At 67.5% G+C, this 19,146-nt stretch carries 22 protein-coding genes; 17 read left to right on the forward strand and 5 right to left on the reverse strand.

Going from position 1 to position 19,146, the window contains the following annotated elements; all coding sequences use genetic code 11:
• The first annotated feature begins 4 nt into the window (after nucleotides 1–4).
• From fliF to VH326_RS08725, 17 genes are all read left to right on the forward strand, one after another.
• On the forward strand, nucleotides 5–1,696 hold the full coding sequence (gene fliF, locus VH326_RS08645; protein WP_329631413.1) for a flagellar basal-body MS-ring/collar protein FliF: 1,692 nt from the start codon (nucleotides 5–7) through the stop codon (nucleotides 1,694–1,696).
• Nucleotides 1,696–2,700, forward strand: coding sequence for a flagellar motor switch protein FliG (gene fliG, locus VH326_RS08650; protein ID WP_329631414.1), 1,005 nt, complete (start codon nucleotides 1,696–1,698; stop codon nucleotides 2,698–2,700). Before fliF ends, fliG begins: the two co-directional genes overlap by 1 nt.
• A complete protein-coding gene (locus tag VH326_RS08655) occupies nucleotides 2,693–3,412 on the forward strand; it encodes a flagellar biosynthesis protein FliH (RefSeq protein ID WP_329631415.1) in 720 nt (239 codons plus the stop codon). Before fliG ends, VH326_RS08655 begins: the two co-directional genes overlap by 8 nt.
• Nucleotides 3,412–4,743, forward strand: a complete 1,332-nt coding sequence (locus VH326_RS08660; protein WP_329631416.1) for a FliI/YscN family ATPase — start codon at nucleotides 3,412–3,414, stop codon at nucleotides 4,741–4,743. The genes VH326_RS08655 and VH326_RS08660 overlap by 1 nt, the downstream gene beginning before the upstream one ends.
• A 98-nt stretch (nucleotides 4,744–4,841) precedes the next feature.
• The gene (locus VH326_RS08665) at nucleotides 4,842–5,261 is read left to right on the forward strand and encodes a hypothetical protein (protein WP_329631417.1); all 420 of its coding nucleotides are present in this window, start codon (nucleotides 4,842–4,844) and stop codon (nucleotides 5,259–5,261) included.
• A gap of 838 nt (nucleotides 5,262–6,099) precedes the next feature.
• Nucleotides 6,100–6,693 (forward strand): flagellar hook-length control protein FliK, encoded by a 594-nt coding sequence (locus VH326_RS08670; RefSeq protein ID WP_329631418.1) that lies wholly within the window; start codon nucleotides 6,100–6,102, stop codon nucleotides 6,691–6,693.
• Nucleotides 6,694–6,709: 16 nt separating this feature from the next.
• Nucleotides 6,710–7,309 carry a flagellar basal body-associated FliL family protein gene (locus VH326_RS08675; protein ID WP_329631419.1) on the forward strand — a complete coding sequence of 200 codons (600 nt, stop codon included), beginning with the start codon at nucleotides 6,710–6,712 and terminating at the stop codon, nucleotides 7,307–7,309.
• 24 nt (nucleotides 7,310–7,333) lie between these two features.
• Nucleotides 7,334–8,254, forward strand: a complete 921-nt coding sequence (locus tag VH326_RS08680; RefSeq protein WP_329631420.1) for a flagellar motor switch protein FliM — start codon at nucleotides 7,334–7,336, stop codon at nucleotides 8,252–8,254.
• Nucleotides 8,251–8,541 carry a flagellar motor switch protein FliN gene (gene fliN, locus VH326_RS08685; RefSeq protein ID WP_329631421.1) on the forward strand — a complete coding sequence of 97 codons (291 nt, stop codon included), beginning with the start codon at nucleotides 8,251–8,253 and terminating at the stop codon, nucleotides 8,539–8,541. Before VH326_RS08680 ends, fliN begins: the two co-directional genes overlap by 4 nt.
• Nucleotides 8,541–8,801: a flagellar biosynthetic protein FliO gene (locus VH326_RS08690; RefSeq protein ID WP_329631422.1), complete on the forward strand. Its 261-nt coding sequence runs from the start codon at nucleotides 8,541–8,543 to the stop codon at nucleotides 8,799–8,801. Before fliN ends, VH326_RS08690 begins: the two co-directional genes overlap by 1 nt.
• A 74-nt stretch (nucleotides 8,802–8,875) precedes the next feature.
• Nucleotides 8,876–9,718 carry a flagellar type III secretion system pore protein FliP gene (gene fliP / locus VH326_RS08695; RefSeq protein ID WP_414714265.1) on the forward strand — a complete coding sequence of 281 codons (843 nt, stop codon included), beginning with the start codon at nucleotides 8,876–8,878 and terminating at the stop codon, nucleotides 9,716–9,718.
• Nucleotides 9,719–9,852: 134 nt separating this feature from the next.
• On the forward strand, nucleotides 9,853–10,122 hold the full coding sequence (gene fliQ / locus VH326_RS08700) for a flagellar biosynthesis protein FliQ (RefSeq protein ID WP_293986813.1): 270 nt from the start codon (nucleotides 9,853–9,855) through the stop codon (nucleotides 10,120–10,122).
• 2 nt (nucleotides 10,123–10,124) lie between these two features.
• Entirely contained in the window at nucleotides 10,125–10,898 is a 774-nt protein-coding gene (gene fliR / locus VH326_RS08705) for a flagellar biosynthetic protein FliR (RefSeq protein ID WP_329631423.1), read from the forward strand.
• Entirely contained in the window at nucleotides 10,898–12,019 is a 1,122-nt protein-coding gene (locus VH326_RS08710) for a flagellar type III secretion system protein FlhB (RefSeq protein WP_329631424.1), read from the forward strand. The genes fliR and VH326_RS08710 overlap by 1 nt, the downstream gene beginning before the upstream one ends.
• A 64-nt stretch (nucleotides 12,020–12,083) precedes the next feature.
• On the forward strand, nucleotides 12,084–13,565 hold the full coding sequence (gene fliD / locus VH326_RS08715) for a flagellar filament capping protein FliD (protein ID WP_329631425.1): 1,482 nt from the start codon (nucleotides 12,084–12,086) through the stop codon (nucleotides 13,563–13,565).
• The gene (locus VH326_RS08720; RefSeq protein ID WP_329631426.1) at nucleotides 13,565–13,969 is read left to right on the forward strand and encodes a flagellar protein FliS; all 405 of its coding nucleotides are present in this window, start codon (nucleotides 13,565–13,567) and stop codon (nucleotides 13,967–13,969) included. Before fliD ends, VH326_RS08720 begins: the two co-directional genes overlap by 1 nt.
• Nucleotides 13,970–13,979: 10 nt before the next feature.
• Nucleotides 13,980–14,519 (forward strand): response regulator, encoded by a 540-nt coding sequence (locus tag VH326_RS08725; protein WP_329631427.1) that lies wholly within the window; start codon nucleotides 13,980–13,982, stop codon nucleotides 14,517–14,519.
• Here VH326_RS08725 and VH326_RS08730 read toward each other — a convergent pair.
• From VH326_RS08730 to argH, 5 genes are read right to left on the reverse strand one after another with little or no spacing between them, the layout of a single operon-like run.
• On the reverse strand, nucleotides 14,516–15,472 hold the full coding sequence (locus VH326_RS08730) for a zinc transporter ZntB (protein WP_329631428.1): 957 nt from the start codon (nucleotides 15,470–15,472) through the stop codon (nucleotides 14,516–14,518). The two genes, VH326_RS08725 and VH326_RS08730, sit on opposite strands and share 4 nt — an antisense overlap.
• The gene (locus VH326_RS08735; RefSeq protein WP_329631429.1) at nucleotides 15,469–16,233 is read right to left on the reverse strand and encodes a precorrin-2 dehydrogenase/sirohydrochlorin ferrochelatase family protein; all 765 of its coding nucleotides are present in this window, start codon (nucleotides 16,231–16,233) and stop codon (nucleotides 15,469–15,471) included. The genes VH326_RS08730 and VH326_RS08735 overlap by 4 nt, the downstream gene beginning before the upstream one ends.
• Entirely contained in the window at nucleotides 16,230–17,492 is a 1,263-nt protein-coding gene (gene lysA / locus VH326_RS08740; RefSeq protein WP_329631430.1) for a diaminopimelate decarboxylase, read from the reverse strand. Before lysA ends, VH326_RS08735 begins: the two co-directional genes overlap by 4 nt.
• A 4-nt stretch (nucleotides 17,493–17,496) precedes the next feature.
• Complete coding sequence (locus VH326_RS08745; protein WP_329631431.1) at nucleotides 17,497–17,736, reverse strand: hypothetical protein; 240 nt, start codon at nucleotides 17,734–17,736, stop codon at nucleotides 17,497–17,499.
• Nucleotides 17,733–19,112 (reverse strand): argininosuccinate lyase, encoded by a 1,380-nt coding sequence (gene argH / locus VH326_RS08750; RefSeq protein ID WP_329631432.1) that lies wholly within the window; start codon nucleotides 19,110–19,112, stop codon nucleotides 17,733–17,735. Before argH ends, VH326_RS08745 begins: the two co-directional genes overlap by 4 nt.
• Between the last annotated feature and the right edge of the window lie 34 nt (nucleotides 19,113–19,146).

The raw sequence follows: 19,146 nt of genomic DNA on the forward strand, positions 1-19,146 counted from the left end.
GACCATGAGCAACACACTCACCCCGCTGCCCGTCGAGGGCAATCCAGGCTTCGCCAACCCGGTGAAGCAATTGACCGGCCTGCTTGCGCAACCCGCGGTCAAGCGCAGCCTGCCGATGATCTTCATGGTCGGGCTGATCGCGTCCGCCGCACTCGCCTGGTTCATGCTGTCCACGCCGACGCAGAAGACGTTGTTCTCGGGATTGCCCGACAGCGACAAGGCGGCGGTTATTTCCGCGCTCAAGACCGGCGGCATTACCGGGCGGCTCGACGATTCGACCGACGCGGTCACCGTCGCCGAAAGCGATTATTCGAAGGCGCGGATGCTGCTCGCGGGCCAGGGCCTGCCCAAGTCCGCGCCCGCGGGCTACGCGATCCTCGACAATTTGCCGATGGGCACCAGCCGCGCGGTAGAAGGCGAGCGCTTGCGCCAGGCGCGCGAAAGCGAGCTGGCGCGGTCGATCGAGGATATCGACGCCGTCGCCGAAGCGCGCGTCCATCTGGCGGTCCCCGAAAACACGGTGTTCGTCCGCGACAATGCCGCGCCCTCGGCGAGCGTGATCCTGAAGCTTCAGGGCGGGCGGTCGCTGTCGAACGCCCAAGTCGCATCGATCGTCAACCTCGTCGCCTCGTCGGTGCCGGGGATGAAGCCCGAAAGCGTGACGATTGTCGATCAGATGGGCGCACTCCTGTCCAAGCCCGACGGCGCGGATGGCGGCAATGACGCGCGCGTGCGGCTGCAGACTCAGGTCGAGCAGAAATATCGCGACCAGCTGACGCAGCTGCTGACGCCTCTCGTCGGCGTCGGCAACTTCACCGCCGAAGTGTCGGCCGACGTCAATCTCGACGACACCAGCTCGACTCGCGAAAGCTATGATAAATCGGGCGCGCTACGCGCCGAGCAGGGCAATTGGACCGGCAAGGACGGCGGCGCCGCTGCCGCGCCCGGCGGGATCCCCGGCGCGCTGTCGAACACGCCCGCTGGCCCGACCACGGTCACCGCGCCCAATGCGCAACCGGTCCCGCCGCCCGCCGCCGGTGCCGCGGCGGCTCCCGGCGCACCCGTTGCCACGCCGGCGCCGAGCGTACCCGACGGCGCCAAGGCGGCGGACAGCTATGCCCGCGCCTACGATCTCGGCAAGGAAGTATCAGTGACGCGCAACGCGCCGGGCGGGCTCAAGCGCCTGTCGGTCGCGGTGGTGCTTCGCGACGTCGAGGGTTCGAAGCCACGCACGCCGGTCGAAATGCAGCAGCTGACTCAGCTGGTCAGCTCGGCGGTCGGGTCGGACACTTCGCGCGGCGACCAGGTCACCGTGATCAGCCGGCGTTTCGCGCCGGCCGCGCTCACCGACGGCGGCCCCAAATTCTATGAAAGCGGCTGGTTCGCGATGATCATGCGCAACGTCACCGCGCTCGGTATCGCGCTGCTGGTACTGTTCCTCGGCGTCCGCCCGCTGGCCAAGGCGTTGCTCAAGAAGCGTGACGATGCCGGCCGCGGCCGCGACCTCGCCGCGCTCGGGATCGGAGCACCGATCGGCAATCCGCGCGGCCAGGCCAAGGGGCCGGTCGGGATCGACGCGCTCGGCGATGCTCAGAATTTCGACGACCGCCTCGGCACCGTCCGTGGCTTTACCCGCGACAACCCGGCGCGCGCTGCTCTTGCGGTGCGCGACATGATCAAGGCGGACGCACGCTGATGAACGCGCCCTTTCGCTCCTATACCGGCGTCGAGCGCGCCGCGGTGCTGATGATGCTGGTCGGCGAGGAGGAGGCAGCCGCCATCCTCCAGAAGCTCGAGCCCGAAGAGGTTCGCCAGCTCGGCAAGGCGATGTTCGCGGTCGCCGATGTCGGTGAGGCCGAGGTCGAGTTCGTGCTCGACGATTTCGTCGATCGCGCGCGCGAGCGCACCGCGATCGGATTCGACCCCAAGCCGATCATCGAGGGCGTGATGACTCGGGCGCTCGGCCAGGAAAAGGCCGATAGCATGCTCGCGCGGATTACCCCGCCCGAAGCCGCATGCCAGATCGACCTGCTCGACTGGATGGACACCGCCGAGATCGCCGCGATGATCGAAAAGGAACATCCGCAGATTGCCGCGGTGGTGATCGCCAACCTCGATCCCGTGATTGCGGGGCAAGTGCTCGAACTGCTGCCCGACGCTGCGCAGCCGGACATCCTTCATCGCGTCGCGCGACTGGGGCCGATCACGCCTGAAGCGGTCGAAACGTTGCGCGCGATGCTCGCCGGCCGCTCGGGTCCGGCCAAGCAATCGGCCGGCGTAACGCTCGGCGGGACGCGCGAGGCTGCCAAGATCCTGTCGGGCGCCCGCAAAACCACCGAGCAGCGCGTCATGCCCAAATTGTTCAAGATCGACCGCGAGGTCGCCAAAGCGATCGAGGAAGCGTTGTTCGTGTTCGAGAATCTGCTCGACCTCGACGACAAGAACCTCGGTACCTTGATCCGCAGCATCGACGGCGATGTGCTGACTCGCGCGCTCAAGGGCGTCGACGAGGAGATCCGCAACCGCTTCCTCGGGTGCATGTCGGCGCGCGCCGCCGACGGCATCCGCGACGAGATGGAAGCGCGCGGGCCGATGAAGCTCAGCGAAGTGCTCGAAGCGCAAAAGGTCATCATCCAGACCGCGCGCGCGATGGCCAAGGAAGGCACGATCATGATGGGCGGCGACGACGATTATGTCTGAGGACATGCTGTCGAATTTCGTCGCCGGGTTCGCCGGCCGCCGCGACGCCGCCGGCGCCGCGCTGCGCCAGGCCTATGCGGCCAAAAGCGTGGCGTTCGCGCCGCGCGATATCACCCCGACTCCGCCCGGCGATCCCGCGCAACCGCGCCATTTCTCGCCCGCCGATGCCGAGGCGGACCCGACCGAGGACTGGGACCCGTTCGACGCCAATCAGCCGAATACGGGCTTCATCGATCCGCTCACCACCGCGCGTGCGCAAGGTTATGAGGAGGGTCTCGCCGCCGCGCTCGCCAACGGCGGGCGGCTGGGCGAACGCGACCAGGCATTGCTCGACGGGCTGGTCGCGGCGATCGCCGACGATCGTCGCGTCGACCGCGACCGGCTCGCCGCACATTTACGCTCGACGGTGCTGACGTTGGTGACTCGCATGGTCGGCGAGGCCGGTATCGACGCAGACCTGCTGACTCGGCGGATCGCCAATGCCGCAACGATGATCGGCGACGATGCCGAATCCGCACTGCTGCGTATGCACCCCGAGGACATGCCGCTGGTTGAAGGCAAGCTGCCCGACCACATTTTCCCGGTCGCCGATCCGCACCTCACGCGCGGCCATTTCGCGCTCGAATCGGCGGCGACGATCGTCGAGGACGGGCCCGATCTGTGGCTCGAGCAGATCGCCCAGGCGATCGAACGCGCTGGCCTGCCCGACTGATGCTCAATCGTTTTACCGCCGATTATCTCGACAGCCTCGGCGTTGCGGATTTCGTGCCCGCGCCGAAAGTATCGGGGCGGCTAGCGTCGTTCGATGGCCTGTTGATGGAAGCGGTCGGGCTCAACCTGCCGGTCGGCACGGTGTGCCAGGTCGGCGCAGCGAACGGCGCGCGCGTCGAAGCCGAAGTGATCGGCTTTCGCGACGGTCGCACCTTGTTGATGAATCTCGGCGGCGCCGCCGCTTTGCTCCCGCAATCCTCGGTACGGCCGATCGGTGCGCCGGGCGCGGCCGAAGTCGGCGCTGCGCTGCTCGGCCGCGTGGTCGATGGCGCCGGAAAACCGATCGACGGGCTCGGCCCGATTCGCGGCGCCAAGCACTGGCCGCTCGCCGGCAAGCTGCAAGGGCCGCTCGACCGCGGCCGCGTGCTCGAGCCGATGGATGTCGGGGTGCGCGCGATCAACGGGCTTCTTACCATCGGCCAGGGGCAACGCGTCGGCATCATGGCGGGGTCGGGCGTCGGCAAATCGGTGCTGCTCGGCATGATTGTCCGCGCGGCCGAGGCCGACGTCGTGGTGATCGGGCTGATCGGCGAGCGCTCCAGGGAAGTCGCCGACTTCCTCGAGACCAAGGTCGCTGGCGAGGCCCGCGCACGCTCCGTCGTCGTTGCCGTCCCCGCCAACCATTCGCCCGTGCTGCGCATCCGCGGCGCCTTGCGCGCCACCGCGATCGCCGAGGGCTTCCGTGCCGAGGGCAAGAAGGTCCTGCTGATCATGGATTCGCTCACGCGCGTGGCGCATGCGGGGCGCGAGATCGGGCTTGCGCTCGGCGAGCCGGCATCGGCGCGCGGCTATCCGCCGTCGGCCATCGCCATGCTCCCCAACCTCATCGAGCGCGCCGGCACCGACGTGAAGACAGGCGGGTCGATCACCGCGATCTACACCGTGCTCGCCGATGGCGACGACGGCAACGATCCCGTGGTCGACAGTGCGCGGTCGATCCTCGACGGGCACATCGTGCTGAGCCGCCAACTCGCTGAGCGCGGCGTCTATCCGGCGATCGACCTTGGTCCTTCGGTCAGCCGGGTGATGACCGACATCGCCGCGCCTCGGCATATCGCCGCTGCGCGCGTGCTTCGCCGCCACCTGGCGACGTACGAAGAAAATCGCGACCTCGTTCTGATGGGCGCGTATCGCGGCGGCGCCGATCCCGAGATCGACGCTGCGATCGCGTGCCACCCGGCGGTGATGGAATATATCCGTCAAGACGCCGACAGCATGGTTTCGCTCGACGAAGCCGTGGCCGAGTTGATCGGCGTATTCGGCGATGTTTGATTTGGTGGCGGTGCCGGCCCGCACCCCCACCCGGCCGCCCATAGAATATCGTAACTGGGCGGTCGGGTGGGGGTGCGGGCCGGCACCGCTGCACTTCCATGCATAAGCGTCAGCAGCTCGACCGGCTGCTGCGCGTCCGCACGCTCCAGCTCAATCTCGTGCGCGCCGACGAAGCGCGTGCTGCCGACAAGCGTGCGACCGAGGCTGATCTCGCGCACCGTATCGCGCGGCTCGCCGAGAATGTCGCGCCGGCGCCGACCGAGGGCAATGGCTTTGCGCTCGTCGCCGCGGCGCATTTCCGCTCGCGGCTCCACCAGTCGGCGGAGATGGCGGCCGCACGGCTGCGCGACGCCGAATTGGCCGCCGAACGCGCCGCCGAAGCGACTCGCGAAGCGCGGCGCGACCAGAACGCGATCGAGAAATTGATGGCGCGCGCCGATGCCGACGCGGCGTTGAAGGCGATCCGCGCGCTCGAAGCCGCGCCGCCCATCCGCAAGATTCGGCACGATCCTTGCTAATTCGCCCCCGGGGGGCAGTGCACGTCCCTTGAACAGGGGTTCGATGTCAGGCTCGATCAGCCAGTTTTCCGGTCCAGTCGCGTTGCCCGCGACGATGGCCTTGCCCTCGGCGAATGCGCCGGGCGGGACAAGCCTGGCCGTGTTCATCGACCTCATGACGGGCAAGGCGGCAACGCCGGCCATGGTTGCTGCACCGAGCGGCGACGAGCGGCAGGAGGATGCCGCGCCCGGCAAATCCTTGCCGCCCAAGGACAAGATCGATCCCGCGCTCGCCTGGCTGTTCGGTGCCCCGCCAACGGTGGTGCCTCCGGCGACGGTCGCGATTCCGCAAGGTCCGGCGCCCATCCTTGCCGCTACGCCCACCGTTTCGGCTGGCGGTTCCGCCCCCCAATTGGGCGCCGCTGGCATAGCCTCCGGGCCCGCGGCGGCCCCGGCGGCCGTAATCGAAGCCACCTCTCGGGCGGAAACCCCCAGTGTGCTCCCGATCGGCGACATGCCGGTGCTGCTTGCGGCGCTGTCCGCGACGAAGTCGGCGAATTCAACCGCCCCGGTTGATGCGCCCAGCGCGCCCGTGCCGATCATCGTTTCGCGCGACGCAACTGGTCCAAGCGCTGTCATCCCGCCCGCAACGGCGGCAGTCGCTACGCCCGCCGTCTCGGCAGAGGGAGCTCCCCAAACCAGATCGGCACCTGCTGGGCCTGTGCAACTGGCCGCTGCAGTGCGCATCGTTCCCCCCGAGGCGCCGCGCTCGATTGCCGAGGGACCGGCATCGCCCACACCTATGGTTGCCGGGAAAGCCTCGAATGCGGCCGTGTCAAGCGCCGTCCCGCTCCCGATCGTGCCGATCACCACGGCACCGTCACAGAGCGCGCCAATCATCCTGCCAGCCTTGTTTGCGCTGGCGATGGCGGCCGGTCCACGTCCCGCCGACCAAGACGATACGCCGTTGGCCACGCCGGGCTCCGCCGAGTTCCAGCCGCTCGCGGTCTCGCTTGCTGCGATCGCGCCGCCGGGTGACGCGCAGCGCCAATCGCTCGATATGGGCCAGCGCGACTGGCCGCAGAAGATGATCGATCACATCGAGGCACTTCGCGACAACGCGAACGCCAACGACACGTCGATCCGATTGAAGCCCGACGCGCTCGGCCAAGTCGACGTCGCGCTCAAGACGCACGAAGACGGCGCGATCAGCGTCCGCTTCATCGCCGAGCAGCCGACGACGCGTACGCTGATCGCCGACGCCGCCCCGCAACTGGCGCAAGCCGCCGAAGCGCGCGGCATCCGTTTGTCGGGTACCAGCGTCGACTTGACGGGCCAGGGCGGCGATCCGCGCTCGCAAGCCGAGCTCGAGCGCCGCCAGCCGATTACCAATCATCTCACCGCACCCAGCGGCGACGACGGCGAACCCGTCGCCGACGACCGGGTCGCGTAAATCCGGGGGAAAATGAATGAGTGACGAAGTCGAAACCGAAACGCTGGCCAAGCCCAAGAAGAAGGGCAAGGGCAAGCTGATCCTGATGCTGCTCGTGCTGGTTCTGGCCGGCGGCGGGGCGGGGGGCGCGTACGCGCTCGGGCTGTTCGGCGGCGCCAAGGCGTCGGCCGAGGTCGCGTCGGGTCCGGCGCTCGTCCCCAAGACCGAACAGAAGCGCGGCGGCGAAGGCGACGGCAAGGGCGGCGAGGCCGCGGCCAAGGGCGGCGCGAAGGCCCCATCGGGCGTCGGCGGCGACAAATATGCCTCCAATTATTACGCGCTCGACAAGGATTTCACCTCGAACCTTCAGGACAGCGTCCACTACGTCCAGGTCGGGATCGCAGTGTCGACCCCATACGACGACAGCGTGATCGATAACCTCAAGACCAATGAGATCGCGGTGCGCTCTGCAGTGCTGATGGCGCTCGGCGACGCGACCGAGGACGAAGTTTTCACCTCCGAAGGCAAGCAGAAACTCGCCGCCCGGCTGGCCGTCGCGATCAACGCGACGCTCAAGCAGAAAGAGGGATTCGGCGGGATCAGTAACGTTTACTTTACCAATTTCGTTGTTCAGTGAGACATGGTTAACGAGACGCCAACCATGTCCGACGAGGACCGCCGCCGCCGCCCGCGTGATGGTGCGACGCATGCGGCGGCGCTGGGTGGCGCGAACCTCAACCCGTTCGGCGATCTCCACACGCTCCAGCATCTCTCCGCGCGGCTCGCGCGCAGCTTGCGGGGCGTGTTCGAGCCGTTGCTTCGCCACGAATTGCGGACCTGGGCCGAACCGCTCGCGGTCCAGCGTTTCGCCGATTACCGCGCCGAGCGGCCCGAAGGGCTGACCGGTTGGCTGCCGCTGGCGATCAGCCCGGGCAACGGCCAGACGCTGCTTGTGATCGACGGCAAGTTCGCGCTCGAGCTGCTCGATCTGTTCTTCGGCGGGACGGGCGCGGTGCCGCACGACATGCCGCGCGAATTCACGCCCGCCGCCGAAGCGATGTTCCGGCGGCTGGGCACGATGATCGCCGAGCCGATGGCCGCGGCGTGGGAGCCGCTCGCCAAGCTGCACTTCGCGCCGGGCCGAGTCGAAGGCAATGCCGCGATGGTCGGCGGGATCGACGGCGACGATCCGGTGGTCGTCACGCGCTTCGGCATCGCCAAGGGCGCGCACAAGCCGGTCTTCATCGACATCGTCTACCCGGTCCAGTCGCTCAAGCCCTACGCGCCGTCGTTGACCGGCAAGGTGCTCGGCGCCGCACCCGATCCGGCGTGGCAGAACGGCCTCGCCAAGGCGATGATGACGGTGACCTTCCCGGTCCGCTCGGTGCTCGCCGAACCGCATATCAGCCTCGCCAAATTGATGGAACTCAAGGAAGGCGACGTGATCCCGATCACCGTCGCCGCCGACGTTCCCGTCATGGTCGCCAAAGGGCGGCTCGGCACCGGCACCGTCGGCACGTCGAACGGCCGCGCCGCCATCAAGCTCAATTCACTCTCTCTCAACGTTGAGGAAATCGCATGACCGATATGTCCGGGACCTTCCCGGTCGACGCCAACATGGCGGCCAATTTCCGGCTGCTGCAGGACGTCGACGTCAAGCTGACGGTCGAGATCGGCCAAACCCGACTGACCTTGCGCGAATTGCTCGCGCTTGGCGAAAGCTCGGTGATCGAGCTCGACCGCGCCGCCAACGAATTGCTCGACGTGTTCGTCAACGGCACGCTGATCGGGCGTGGCGAGGTCGTCACCGTGGGCGAGCGCTTTGGCGTTCGCCTGACCGAGCTGGTCAGCCCCGAAAAGCGCAACTGATGCTCTGGAGCTACATCCTCAAGCTGGTCGTGCTGCTGCCGCTCGTCTGCGGCCTGATGATCGGCTGCCTGTACCTGTGGCGCCGGCTCGAAAGCCGGATGGGCGCCAAGCAGGTCAACCGCCTGATCAAGGTGCAGGACACGATGATGCTGTCGCCGGGGCTTCGCCTCGCGGTGATCGAGTTCGAGGGGCGCAAGCTGCTCGTTTCGGTCGGCCGTGGCGGCGTGGCGTTGATTGACAAAGGCGGACCTAGCCTGTGACCTCCGTCCGCCGCCTCGATGACGACGGCCCGTCGCTGTTCCGCGCGCCGGTTCCGGCGAAGCGGCCGGCGACGCTGCCTGTCGGCAAGCTCGTGCTCGCGATCCTGGCGATCGTAGCGCTGATGCTGGTCGCCGCGCCTGCCTTCGCGCAGGCCACCCCCGCTGCCCCAACCGTCAGCGCTCCCGCGCCGGTGACGGCGCCGGGGGTCGGCGACGCTGTGGATCGCGCGCTGGGCCAGCTCGGCGGCCCCGGCGCGGCGGCTGCGACCAACGGCGCGGGGAAAGCACCGCTGTCGCTGAGCCTCCAGGTCCTGATCATCATGGGCCTGTTGACGATCCTGCCGGGCCTGCTCCTGATGATGACCAGCTTCACGCGCATCATCATCGTGCTGTCGCTGCTGCGCCAGGCGCTGGGCTTGCAGCAGACGCCCCCCAACCAGGTGCTGATCGGGCTGTCGCTGTTCCTGTCGCTATTCGTGATGGCGCCGACGATCAACCAGATCAACACCCAAGCGATCCAGCCTTATTCCGCCGGGCAGATCCAGGGCACCGAAATGATCAGCCGCGCCGGGGCGCCGCTCCACGCGTTCATGATCAAACAGACCCGCGTCAAGGACCTGACGATGTTTGCCGACATGGCGAAATCGGGGCCGTATAGGAATTCGGCCGACGTGCCGTTTTCGGTGTTGCTGCCCGCGTTCATCACCAGCGAATTGAAAACCGCGTTCCAGATCGGCTTCCTGATCTTCCTGCCGTTCATCGTCATCGATCTGGTCGTCGCAACGGTCCTCATGTCGCTCGGCATGATGATGATGTCGCCGACGATCATATCGATGCCGTTCAAGCTTTTGCTGTTCGTGCTGGTCGACGGCTGGGCGATGATGATGGGCAGCCTCGCCGGCAGCTTCGCGACGTAGCGATGACCCCTGCCGCCCCGCCTTTCCTGCCGAACCCGTTTCGGATGCCGGCCCTGCCGGCGAAGCGCCCTGCGGCTGCGTGGTGGCTCGACGTGCCGCCGGCACCCCAACCCAAATACCGGATCAATTGAACGATGGACGCCGATTACTTCCTGGGAGTGGCCGATCAGACGATGTGGGTGCTGGCGCTCGCCGCGGCCCCTGTGCTGATCCCCGCGCTCCTCGCCGGGTTGATCTTGGGCATGGTCCAGGCCGCGACCTCGATCAACGAACAGACGCTGACCTTCGTCCCCAAGCTGGTCGTGGTGGGCATCGCGCTGGTGATCTTCGGCGGGATGATGATGGGACTGTTGAGCGACTTCACAATCGACATCTTCGGCCGCATTCCGGATTTGGTGAAATAGACGTGTTGGGCTTCGGCCTCGCGATCGAGCCGCAGCTCTGGGCGCTGGTCTTCGTGATGGTGCGGATCGGGGCGGCGTTTATCGCGGCACCCGTGTTCGGCGCGGTGTCGGTGCCGTTGCCGGTGCGCGTCGCCTTGTCGGGCGCAATCGGCGTGCTGGTGCTCGCGGTCCATCCGGTCGCGCCGCCGGCCGAGCTGTTCGGCGTCGCCACTTTCCTTAGCGTCGCCGCCGAAGCGCTGATCGGCCTCGCGATCGGGTTCGTCCTGCAGATCGCGTTCGCCGCCCCTATGATCGCGAGCGAAGTGATCGGCACATCGATGGGGATCGGTTTCGCCTCGGCGATCGATCCGCAGAACGGGCGCTCAAGCCCCGCACTAGGCCAGTTCCTCTCAGTCCTGATGACGCTCCTGTTCCTCTCGGTGAACGGTCACCTCGTGCTCGTTGACATGCTCGTGCGCAGCTATGCGGTGCTGCCGCCGGGCGGGGCCTGGCTTGCCGCCGATCGCCTCAAGGACATCGCGTTCTTCGGCGGCTACACCTTCGCCGCTGGGCTGTTGCTCGCGCTGCCGGTCGGGTTCCTGTTGCTGTGCCTCAATATCATCGTCGGCATGATCAGCCGTGCCGCGCCCAGTCTCAACCTGTTCGCGATCGGGCTGCCCGCCAGCCTCGCGGTCGGCATCGTCGCGCTCGCGCTCGCGATGCCCGCCATGGGCGATTACATGCTCGTCATCGTCCAGGAAGGGCTCGATGCCGCGCAACGCCTGGTGTTCGGCTGATGTCCGAGCAAGAGGGCGACAAGACAGAACTGCCAACAGCCAAGCGCCGCAAGGACGCGGTCGAGCAGGGCGATGTCCTCAAGTCGCGCGAATTTGCGACGGCGTTGGTGGTGCTCGCCGGGTGCGCCTGGCTGGCCTTGTTCGGCCAGTCGCTGGTCAAGGCGTGCGAAGGCATCATGATCGCGAGCTTCAGCTTCGGGCGCGGCGATATCGAGGATTGGTCGCCGATGAAGCCGCTGGCGCAGGCGGGAATGGGCCTGGCGCCTGGCCTCGTCAGCCTGCTGGTGATCGCGGTCACCGCAGGCATCTTGAGCCAGGCGGGTCTCGGCACGTTCAACTTCAACGGCAAATTGCTCCAGCCCAAATTCTCGCGGGTCAATCCGGCGTCTGGGCTCAAGCGCATCTTTGGCCCGACCGGCTGGATCGAGCTCGGCAAGTCGTTGCTCAAGGTGATCCTGCTCGGCGGGATCGGCGCGTGGTTGCTGTGGCACACCGCTCGCCCGACGATGGGGCTCGCCTCGTCGGCCGACGTGTCGGGCGCGGTCGGCGCGCTGTCGGGCACCTTCCTCACGATCCTGTTCACGATGGCAGGGGGGCTGGTGCTGATCGCTGGCGTCGACTTGCCGATCCAGATCGTCCGCCTGCTCGGCAAGCTGCGCATGACCAAGCAGGAAATCCGCGACGAGCATAAGGAAACCGACGGCTCGCCCGAAGCCAAGGCGCACATGCGGCAACGCCAGCGCGAGATGAGCCGGCGATCGGTGCGCAAGGCGGTCGCTTCCGCGCACGTCATCCTGACCAACCCGACGCACTTTTCGGTCGCATTGCGCTACGACCGCACCAGCGACGTCGCGCCCGTGCTGGTCGCCAAGGGTCGCGGCGTTACGGCGCTCGCGATCCGCGATGTCGCGGGCGAAAGCCACGTGCCGGTGCTCGAATATCCGGCGCTCGCCCGCGCGGTCTATTACACCAGCCGCGAAGGGCAGGAGGTGCGTGACGACCTCTACGCTGCGATCGCGACCGTGCTGGCGTTCGTGTTCGGCCTCAACGCGCGAGCGGCGCAGCCGGCGGTCGACGTGCCGGCCACCGCCCGGTTCGACGAAAACGGCGTCAGGCAATGACAAATCCCCTAAAAAACCGAGCTTTTCGGACGTTATTGGATTCGACGCGCGCGGAGATATTCCAGTGACCACGACGAGCCCAACCCCCAGCGCGAGCAGCGTGACGGCTTCGGCCGCGCAATCGCTGTTCACATCGCTGTCGAGCGGTTCGGGCGTCGACACCGCGTCGCTCGTTACCTCGCTCGTCCAGGCGCAGTTCGCCGCCAAGACCGACGCGCTCACCCAGCAATCGAGTTCGATTACCGCGCAGATTTCCGGCGCGTCGACGTTGATGAGCACGATCAGCCAGTTCGCCACCGCTCTGAAGGGCTTGGCGACCGGCGGTACGCTGCAGACTCAGCCGGTGTCGTCGAACAGCGGCGTTTTCACCGCGACCGCCCTTTCGGGCGCAAAGCTTTCCGGGCTGTCGTCGTCGATCAGCGTCGCTCAGCTCGCCGGGGGGCAGGCCGCGCGTACCGTGGCTCCTGTCACGACCCGCACCACCGCGCTCGGATCGGGCACGCTGACGCTGACGTTCGGCACCGCGACCTATGATTCGACGGGGGCCGCGATGACCGATTTCGTCGCCGGATCGGCAACTCCGGTGCCAATCACGATCGATTCGAGTGCGACGGGCCTCGACGGCATCGCCGCCGCGATCAACGCCAAGAATGCCGGCGTCACCGCCTCCGTCGTGACCGACGCCGACGGTGGCGCGTATCTCTCGCTCAAGGGGCCGAGCGGCGCCGCTCAGGCCTTCACGCTCGAGGCGACCGACGATCCCTCGGGCAAGCTCGCGCAGCTCGACATCGGGGTCGGCGCAACCGGCACCGCCCTGGCCGCGAACGCGCGGAACGCGCGGCTGACGGTCGATGGCGTGACCGTCGAGCGCGCGTCGAACAGCATCAGCGACCTGATTTCGGGCGTGAAGCTCCAGCTGACCGGCACCAGCACCGGCGCGGTGTCGCTCACCAGCGCGACTCAGACCGACGCGCTCAAGGGGGCGATCACCGACTTCGTCGACACCTACAACGAAGTGCTCAAGACGCTCGATACCCAGATCGATCCCCAGACCGGGCCATTGCGCGGCGACTCCGCGGCGCAATCATTGGCGCGGTCGTTGCGCGGGCTGACCACCACCGCTTTGTTGAGCAATGTCGCCGCCGGCACGCCGACCACGCTCGGCGAGATCGGCATCAAGACCAACCGCGACGGCACGCTGTCGGTCGACGACGCCACGGTGTCGCGCGCGCTGGGCAATTCGCCCGACGCAGTCGAGGCGATATTCTCCTTCTCGACGACCAGCACCAACGGGCTCACCGCGGCGCTCAACTCGATCTCGCTCAACACCGGCAGCACGTTGTTCGGGCTCGGCGCTTCGTCGGTGCGGTACAACCAGCAGGCCTCCGCAGTGGCGAAGGCGCAGGATGATATCGCCACGCAGTCAGACGCGATGAACACGCGGCTGACCCAGCAATTCGCGAGCATGAACGCCAAGGTCGCGGCGTACAAATCGACGCAATCGTTCCTGAAGAACCAGATCGACGCCTGGAACAAGAACGACTGATGCCCGGCTACGCGACCACGCTCGGGGCCGACCCGTATACGACGTATCGCCAGGTTGACCTGGTCGGGCGCACCGCCGAGGCCGACGGCGCTGCGTTGGTGCAATTGCTCTATGACGAGTTGGTGCGGGCGTTGCGTGTCACCGCCTGGGCGACCGAGAAGCGCAACTATTCGCTCAAGAGCGAGAAAGTCACGCGCGCGACCGCGATCCTGTTCGCGCTCGAGGCTGGACTCGACTTCGAAGCGGGCGGCGATGTCGCGCACACGCTGGCGCGACTTTACGGCGGCGCGCGAGCGACGATTATCGACGCCAGCATCGGCCAGGATCCGCAACCGTTCCGCGACGTCGCGAGCAATCTGGAGGAGATCGCCGCCGCCTGGGCGCAAGTCCGCGCGGCAACGTGAGGAGGGGGTGATGGGGGAGTTCGGCAAACCGGCACGTACGATCCTGGTGATCGACGACAGCCGCACCAATCTGAACGTCATCGGCGAGCGGCTGACCGCGCTCGGTTATTTCACTGCGCTGGCCGACAATGGTGGCGAAGCGCTCGACCTGATCGCAGCGCGCGGCTTCGACCTCGTTCTGCTCGACATGGTGATGCCGGGGATGAGCGGGCTTCAGGTGCTCGCCGAGCTTCGCTCGCGGACGGAGACCAGCGACCTGCCGGTGATCGTTGTGACCGCACAAAGCGATCCGGCAGCTGCGGTCGCGGCGCTCACCGCGGGCGCGGACGACTACCTCGCCAAGCCATTCGATTTCGATGTGCTGGCGGCGCGGATCGAGCGCACCCTGGCACGCGCGCGCCGGGTTGCCGACCTCAAGCGATCGAACGCGGCGCTCGATGCGCGGATCGCTGCGCGCGCGATGGAATTGGGCGAGACTCGCGCCGAGCTTGCCGATGTTCGCGCCGAGCGCCAGCGGCTGATCGCAGAAGTCGAAAGGCTTCGCGCCTAACTCCGCAACCAGTGCCGGCGGATGAAATAGATCGTCACGCCCGCGCCGATGATCGCGCACACCGCGCAAATCGCATCGAACGCCCATGGCTCGTCGGCATAGGGCAGCCCCTTGACGTTCATCCCGTAAAGTCCGGTCAGGAAGGTCAGCGGCAGGAAGATCAGCGCCGCGATCGATATGACCAACCCGCGCTGGTCGATCTGTTCGGCGCGCAGGTCGGTCAAAGCTTCATGAGTCAGCGCGGCGCGCTCGCGGATGCTCTCCAATTCCTCCGCCATCCGCGCGGCGCGATCGGCGGCGGCGGACAAATGCAAGCGGTCGTCGTCATCGAGCCAGCCGACCGGGAGCGTCGCAAGCTTTTCGAGCGCGGTGCGTTGCGGCGCTAGGAAGCGCCGATAACCGATCGACTGCGCGCGCACGCGAGTCACCGTGCGGCGCAACTCGAAGACCTTGCTGGTGTCGAGTTGAGTCTCGCATTCGTCGAGATCGTCGCCCAGCTCGGCGACGTCCGGATCGAGATCGGCGGTGATCGCAGTCGCGAATTCGGTGATGAGGTCGCCGGGGTCGAGTACTTGCCCGTCCGCGAGCAATTGCTCGACCGTGTCGATCGCGACGAGCTTCTTGCGCGTTACCGAAATGACTCGGCCGGCGACCGCCCAGATGCGGATCGAGGCGAGCGGATCGGACGAGATCAGTTGGTCGTCGGAGCGCCCGCGCAGGTTGAGCAGCGCGCCTTCGCCGAACTGCTCGCAGCGCGGCCGAGTCTCGGTCGCGGTGAGCGCATCGACCAGATAATCGTCGAGCTTGGCGGTGTTCGCCAGCCACGCCTGGGCATGGTCGTTGTTGGTCGCCAAATGGACCCAAACGAGCGCCGCCTCGATCGCCAGCGCGTCCTTGATATCGCAGCGCTTAGCCTTACCGGATGCATCGACCTGAAACGCGAAACCGGTCATCGGGCCACCTCCACAAACACGGTCAGTCCGTCCGCTTGATCGTTCGGCGGCGCGGTGGCCACGATCCGTACCGCATCCGCCCGTGCCCGGTCGAGGATCGCGGCCGGGACGTCGGGTGCATGCACCACGCGATCAGCCTGCGCCAGCGCGTGCGCCTGGCGCAGCGTAAGGTCGTCCGGGTCGGGGGAGGTCAGTGCGATCTCCACGATCGCGCTCCCATCTTCGCCGGAATTCCCAGAAAGCCAGGCCGGGACGGCTGCCTCATTCGCCGTCAAAGGGTCCAAAGCGCCCCGTTCGGAAAGCGCCTCACCAAGCGCTCGCCGTCGATCACGCGCATCAGGGAAACGATCTTTCAATGGGGCGCGCCCGGCGTGGAGTGCTTCGGCCAAGCTCCCCAGCGTCGCCGGCAGGATCGCCTCCAATCGCTGCCGCAGCGCTGCCGCCAGACCCGCCGACGCCCCGCCTGTTCCGATCGCGACGATCACCGGCGAGCGGTCGACGATAGCAGGGAGGGTGAAATCGCATAGATCGGGGCGGTCGACGGCGTTGACCAGAACACCGCGCGCCTTGAGCTTGGCGACCATCGCTTCCGGATCGGCTAGCGCGACGATCGCGAGGGCGGCGGCCGCATCCTCGCCGACGATCATCGCCCCGGCGCGCTCGAGCAGCCGCCGCTTGGGATCCGTCGCCTCGCCATCGCCCACCAAGATCACCGGCCGCCCGTCCAACCGGACGAAGATCGGCAGGCTGTGCAGGCTCACGCGGTCAACCACTCGGGAACATGCTCCTCCGCCATGATCCGCGCGGCGGGGATACGCTCGGCGACGACGGCGTAGCGGCCGCCATCGACCATCACCTCGGCGACGAGATCGCGGCTGTTATAGGTCGAGGCCATCGTCGCGCCGTACGCGCCGGCGGTGCGGAAGATCGCGAGGTCGCCGTCTGCGACGCGGTCGATCTTGCGGCCTTTGGCGAAGGTGTCGCCGCTCTCGCACACCGGCCCGGCGATGTTGGCGACGAAGCGCTCGCCCGATGGACTCACCGCCTCGAAATCGTGCCACGCATCGTAGAGGGCCGGGCGCGCGAGATCGTTCATCGCGGCATCGACGATCACCCAGGGGTTGCCCGGCGACGGCTTGACCCACAGCACGCGAGTCAGCAGCACGCCGGCATTGCCCGCGATCCTGCGCCCCGGCTCGAACATCAGCGCCACGCCCCAGTCGCGCGTGACTCGCGCGACCATCGCGCCATACTCGGCGTCGCTGGGGGGCGTTTCGCCCGCTCGATAGGTGACGCCGAGCCCGCCACCGAGATCGACATGGCTGATGCGGTGCCCGGCAGCGCGCAGGTCGGCGAGCAGTGCGCCGACGCGACGATATGTCGCTTCCATCGGTGCGAGGCTGAGCAATTGGCTGCCGATGTGCGAGGCGACGCCGCGCAAATCGAGTCCAGGGAGCCGCGCCAGCCGCGCATAGATTGCCGGCGCGTCGGCGATCGCGACGCCGAACTTGTTCTCCGCCTTGCCGGTCGAAATCTTGGCATGCGTGCCGGCATCGACGTCGGGGTTGACGCGCAGCACGCAGGGTGCGCGCTCCCCGCGTCCCGCCGCGATGTCCGACAGCGCCACGCCCTCGGCCTCATGCTCGAGATTGAACTGGCCGATGCCGCGGTCGAGACCCTGCGTGAGCTCGGCGCGAGTCTTGCCGACGCCCGAGAATACCACGTCCTTCGCGGCCATCCCGGCGGCCAGCGCTCTTTCCAGCTCGCCGCCCGACACGACGTCGGCGCCATAGCCAGCATTCGCCATCACTCGCAGCACGGCAAGGTTGGGGTTGGCCTTGATCGCATAGGCGAGATGGACGCGAGCGCAAGTCTTCAGGCCTTCGCGGAAATCGCGCGCGTGCCGCTCGAAACCGGCGCGCGAATAGACGTAGACAGGCGTGCCGACCTCTTCCGCTATTCGCGACAGCGGAACGTCCTCGGCGTAGAACTCGCCGTCCTTCAGGCGGAAATCGTCCATCGAGTCAGTTCGCGGGGGGCAAGTCGAATTCGTTGCCCTGGCGCTCCTGCGAGCTCGTCAGCAATTCGTCGCTTCGCACCGGCCGCGCCTGGGTCGAGGCGGTAAGCAACTCGGTCGGCGACGGCGTCGCACGCGCGCCATAGGGGGCGACCGGCAACGCCTTGCCCGCCGCCGGCTTGAGGTCACGCGCCGCGCCGCAGCCTGCGAGCGCGAATACCAGCCCAAGCACGATCCAACGCTTCACTTCTTCTCTCCCGCACGTGCCGCCTTCGCCGCCGTGATCGCCTCGCGCACGCGCGCCGGCGACGTGCCACCGAAGCTCGTCCGGCTCGCCACCGACGCGTCGATGCCGAGCACGTCATAGACTCGTTCGTCGATCCGCGCATCGATTGCTTTCAGCGTCTCGATCGGCAGCGCGTCGAGCCCGACCCCGGCGTCCTCGGCTGCCTTGACCGCGCGGCCGGTCACGTGATGCGCCTCGCGGAACGGCAGCCCGGCTTCGCGCACCAGCCAGTCGGCGAGGTCGGTCGCGGTGGCGAAGCCGCTCTCCGCCAAGGCGCGCATGCGGTCGGTGCGGAAGCTCGCGCTCTTGACCATCCCGGTCATCGCCGCGATCGACAGCGCCAGCAGATCGTGCGCCTCGAAGACGGGCGGTTTGTCGTCCTGCATGTCCTTCGAATAGGCCAGCGGCAGGCCCTTCATCGTGATGACGAGCGCGGTCATGCACCCCGCGATCCGCCCGGCATGCCCGCGCACGAGCTCGGCGGCGTCGGGGTTGCGCTTTTGCGGCATGATCGAGCTGCCGGTCGACCACTGATCGCTGATCGCGACGAAGCCGAACGGCTGCGACGCCCAGATCACGAACTCCTCGGCGAGGCGCGACAGGTGCAACGCGCACTGCGTCGCCGCCATCAGATAATCGAGCGCGAAGTCGCGGTCGCTGACCGAATCCAGGCTGTTGGTGGTCGGGCCGTCGAACCCGAGCGCGCCCGCGGTGGCGTCGCGGTCGAGCGGGAAGCTGGTCCCGGCGAGCGCCGCCGCGCCGAGCGGGCAACGGTTCATCCGCGCGCGATTGTCGGCGAAGCGGCTGCGGTCGCGCGCGATCATGTCGTGATACGCCATCAGATGATGGCCGAGCGTCACCGGCTGCGCCGATTGGAGGTGCGTGAAGCCGGGCATAACCGCCCCGGCATGCTCTTGCGCGCGCGCGACCAGTGCATCCTGGAGTTCGCCGAGCGCGGCTTGCACCTGATCGATCGAGTCCCGCACCCACAGCCGGAAATCGGTCGCGACCTGGTCGTTGCGCGACCGCGCGGTGTGCAGCCGACCGGCGACCGGGCCGATCTTCTCGGCCAGCCGCGCCTCGGTCAGCATGTGGATGTCCTCGAGCGCGAGATCGTCGGGCACGCCGTCGCGCTCGTAATCCGCCGCCACCGCATCGAGTCCGTCTGCGATCGTCTTGGCGTCGGCAGCGCTCAAGATGCCTTGCGCGCCGAGCATCGCGGCATGCGCCTTCGACCCGGCGACGTCCTGGCGCCACAATCGCTTGTCGAACGGGATCGAGGCATTTATCTCGCGCATCACCGCGGCCGGTCCTTCGGCGAACCGTCCCCCCCACATCGCGTTAGAGGTGGTCTTGCGCTCGATCGTACTT

The sequence above is a fragment of the Sphingomonas sp. genome, assembly GCF_036269755.1.
Taxonomy (GTDB): Bacteria; Pseudomonadota; Alphaproteobacteria; order Sphingomonadales; family Sphingomonadaceae; genus Sphingomonas.

Coding starts and splice junctions, on each gene's coding strand:
- fliF (WP_329631413.1), top strand. CDS start 5: ATGAGCAACACACTCACCCCGCTGCCCGTCGAGGGCAATCCAGGCTTC.
- fliG (WP_329631414.1), top strand. CDS start 1,696: ATGAACGCGCCCTTTCGCTCCTATACCGGCGTCGAGCGCGCCGCGGTG.
- VH326_RS08655 (WP_329631415.1), top strand. CDS start 2,693: ATGTCTGAGGACATGCTGTCGAATTTCGTCGCCGGGTTCGCCGGCCGC.
- VH326_RS08660 (WP_329631416.1), top strand. CDS start 3,412: ATGCTCAATCGTTTTACCGCCGATTATCTCGACAGCCTCGGCGTTGCG.
- VH326_RS08665 (WP_329631417.1), top strand. CDS start 4,842: ATGCATAAGCGTCAGCAGCTCGACCGGCTGCTGCGCGTCCGCACGCTC.
- VH326_RS08675 (WP_329631419.1), top strand. CDS start 6,710: ATGAGTGACGAAGTCGAAACCGAAACGCTGGCCAAGCCCAAGAAGAAG.
- VH326_RS08680 (WP_329631420.1), top strand. CDS start 7,334: ATGTCCGACGAGGACCGCCGCCGCCGCCCGCGTGATGGTGCGACGCAT.
- fliN (WP_329631421.1), top strand. CDS start 8,251: ATGACCGATATGTCCGGGACCTTCCCGGTCGACGCCAACATGGCGGCC.
- VH326_RS08690 (WP_329631422.1), top strand. CDS start 8,541: ATGCTCTGGAGCTACATCCTCAAGCTGGTCGTGCTGCTGCCGCTCGTC.
- fliQ (WP_293986813.1), top strand. CDS start 9,853: ATGGACGCCGATTACTTCCTGGGAGTGGCCGATCAGACGATGTGGGTG.
- VH326_RS08710 (WP_329631424.1), top strand. CDS start 10,898: ATGTCCGAGCAAGAGGGCGACAAGACAGAACTGCCAACAGCCAAGCGC.
- VH326_RS08720 (WP_329631426.1), top strand. CDS start 13,565: ATGCCCGGCTACGCGACCACGCTCGGGGCCGACCCGTATACGACGTAT.
- VH326_RS08725 (WP_329631427.1), top strand. CDS start 13,980: ATGGGGGAGTTCGGCAAACCGGCACGTACGATCCTGGTGATCGACGAC.
- VH326_RS08730 (WP_329631428.1), bottom strand. CDS start 15,472: ATGACCGGTTTCGCGTTTCAGGTCGATGCATCCGGTAAGGCTAAGCGC.
- lysA (WP_329631430.1), bottom strand. CDS start 17,492: ATGGACGATTTCCGCCTGAAGGACGGCGAGTTCTACGCCGAGGACGTT.
- argH (WP_329631432.1), bottom strand. CDS start 19,112: ATGTGGGGGGGACGGTTCGCCGAAGGACCGGCCGCGGTGATGCGCGAG.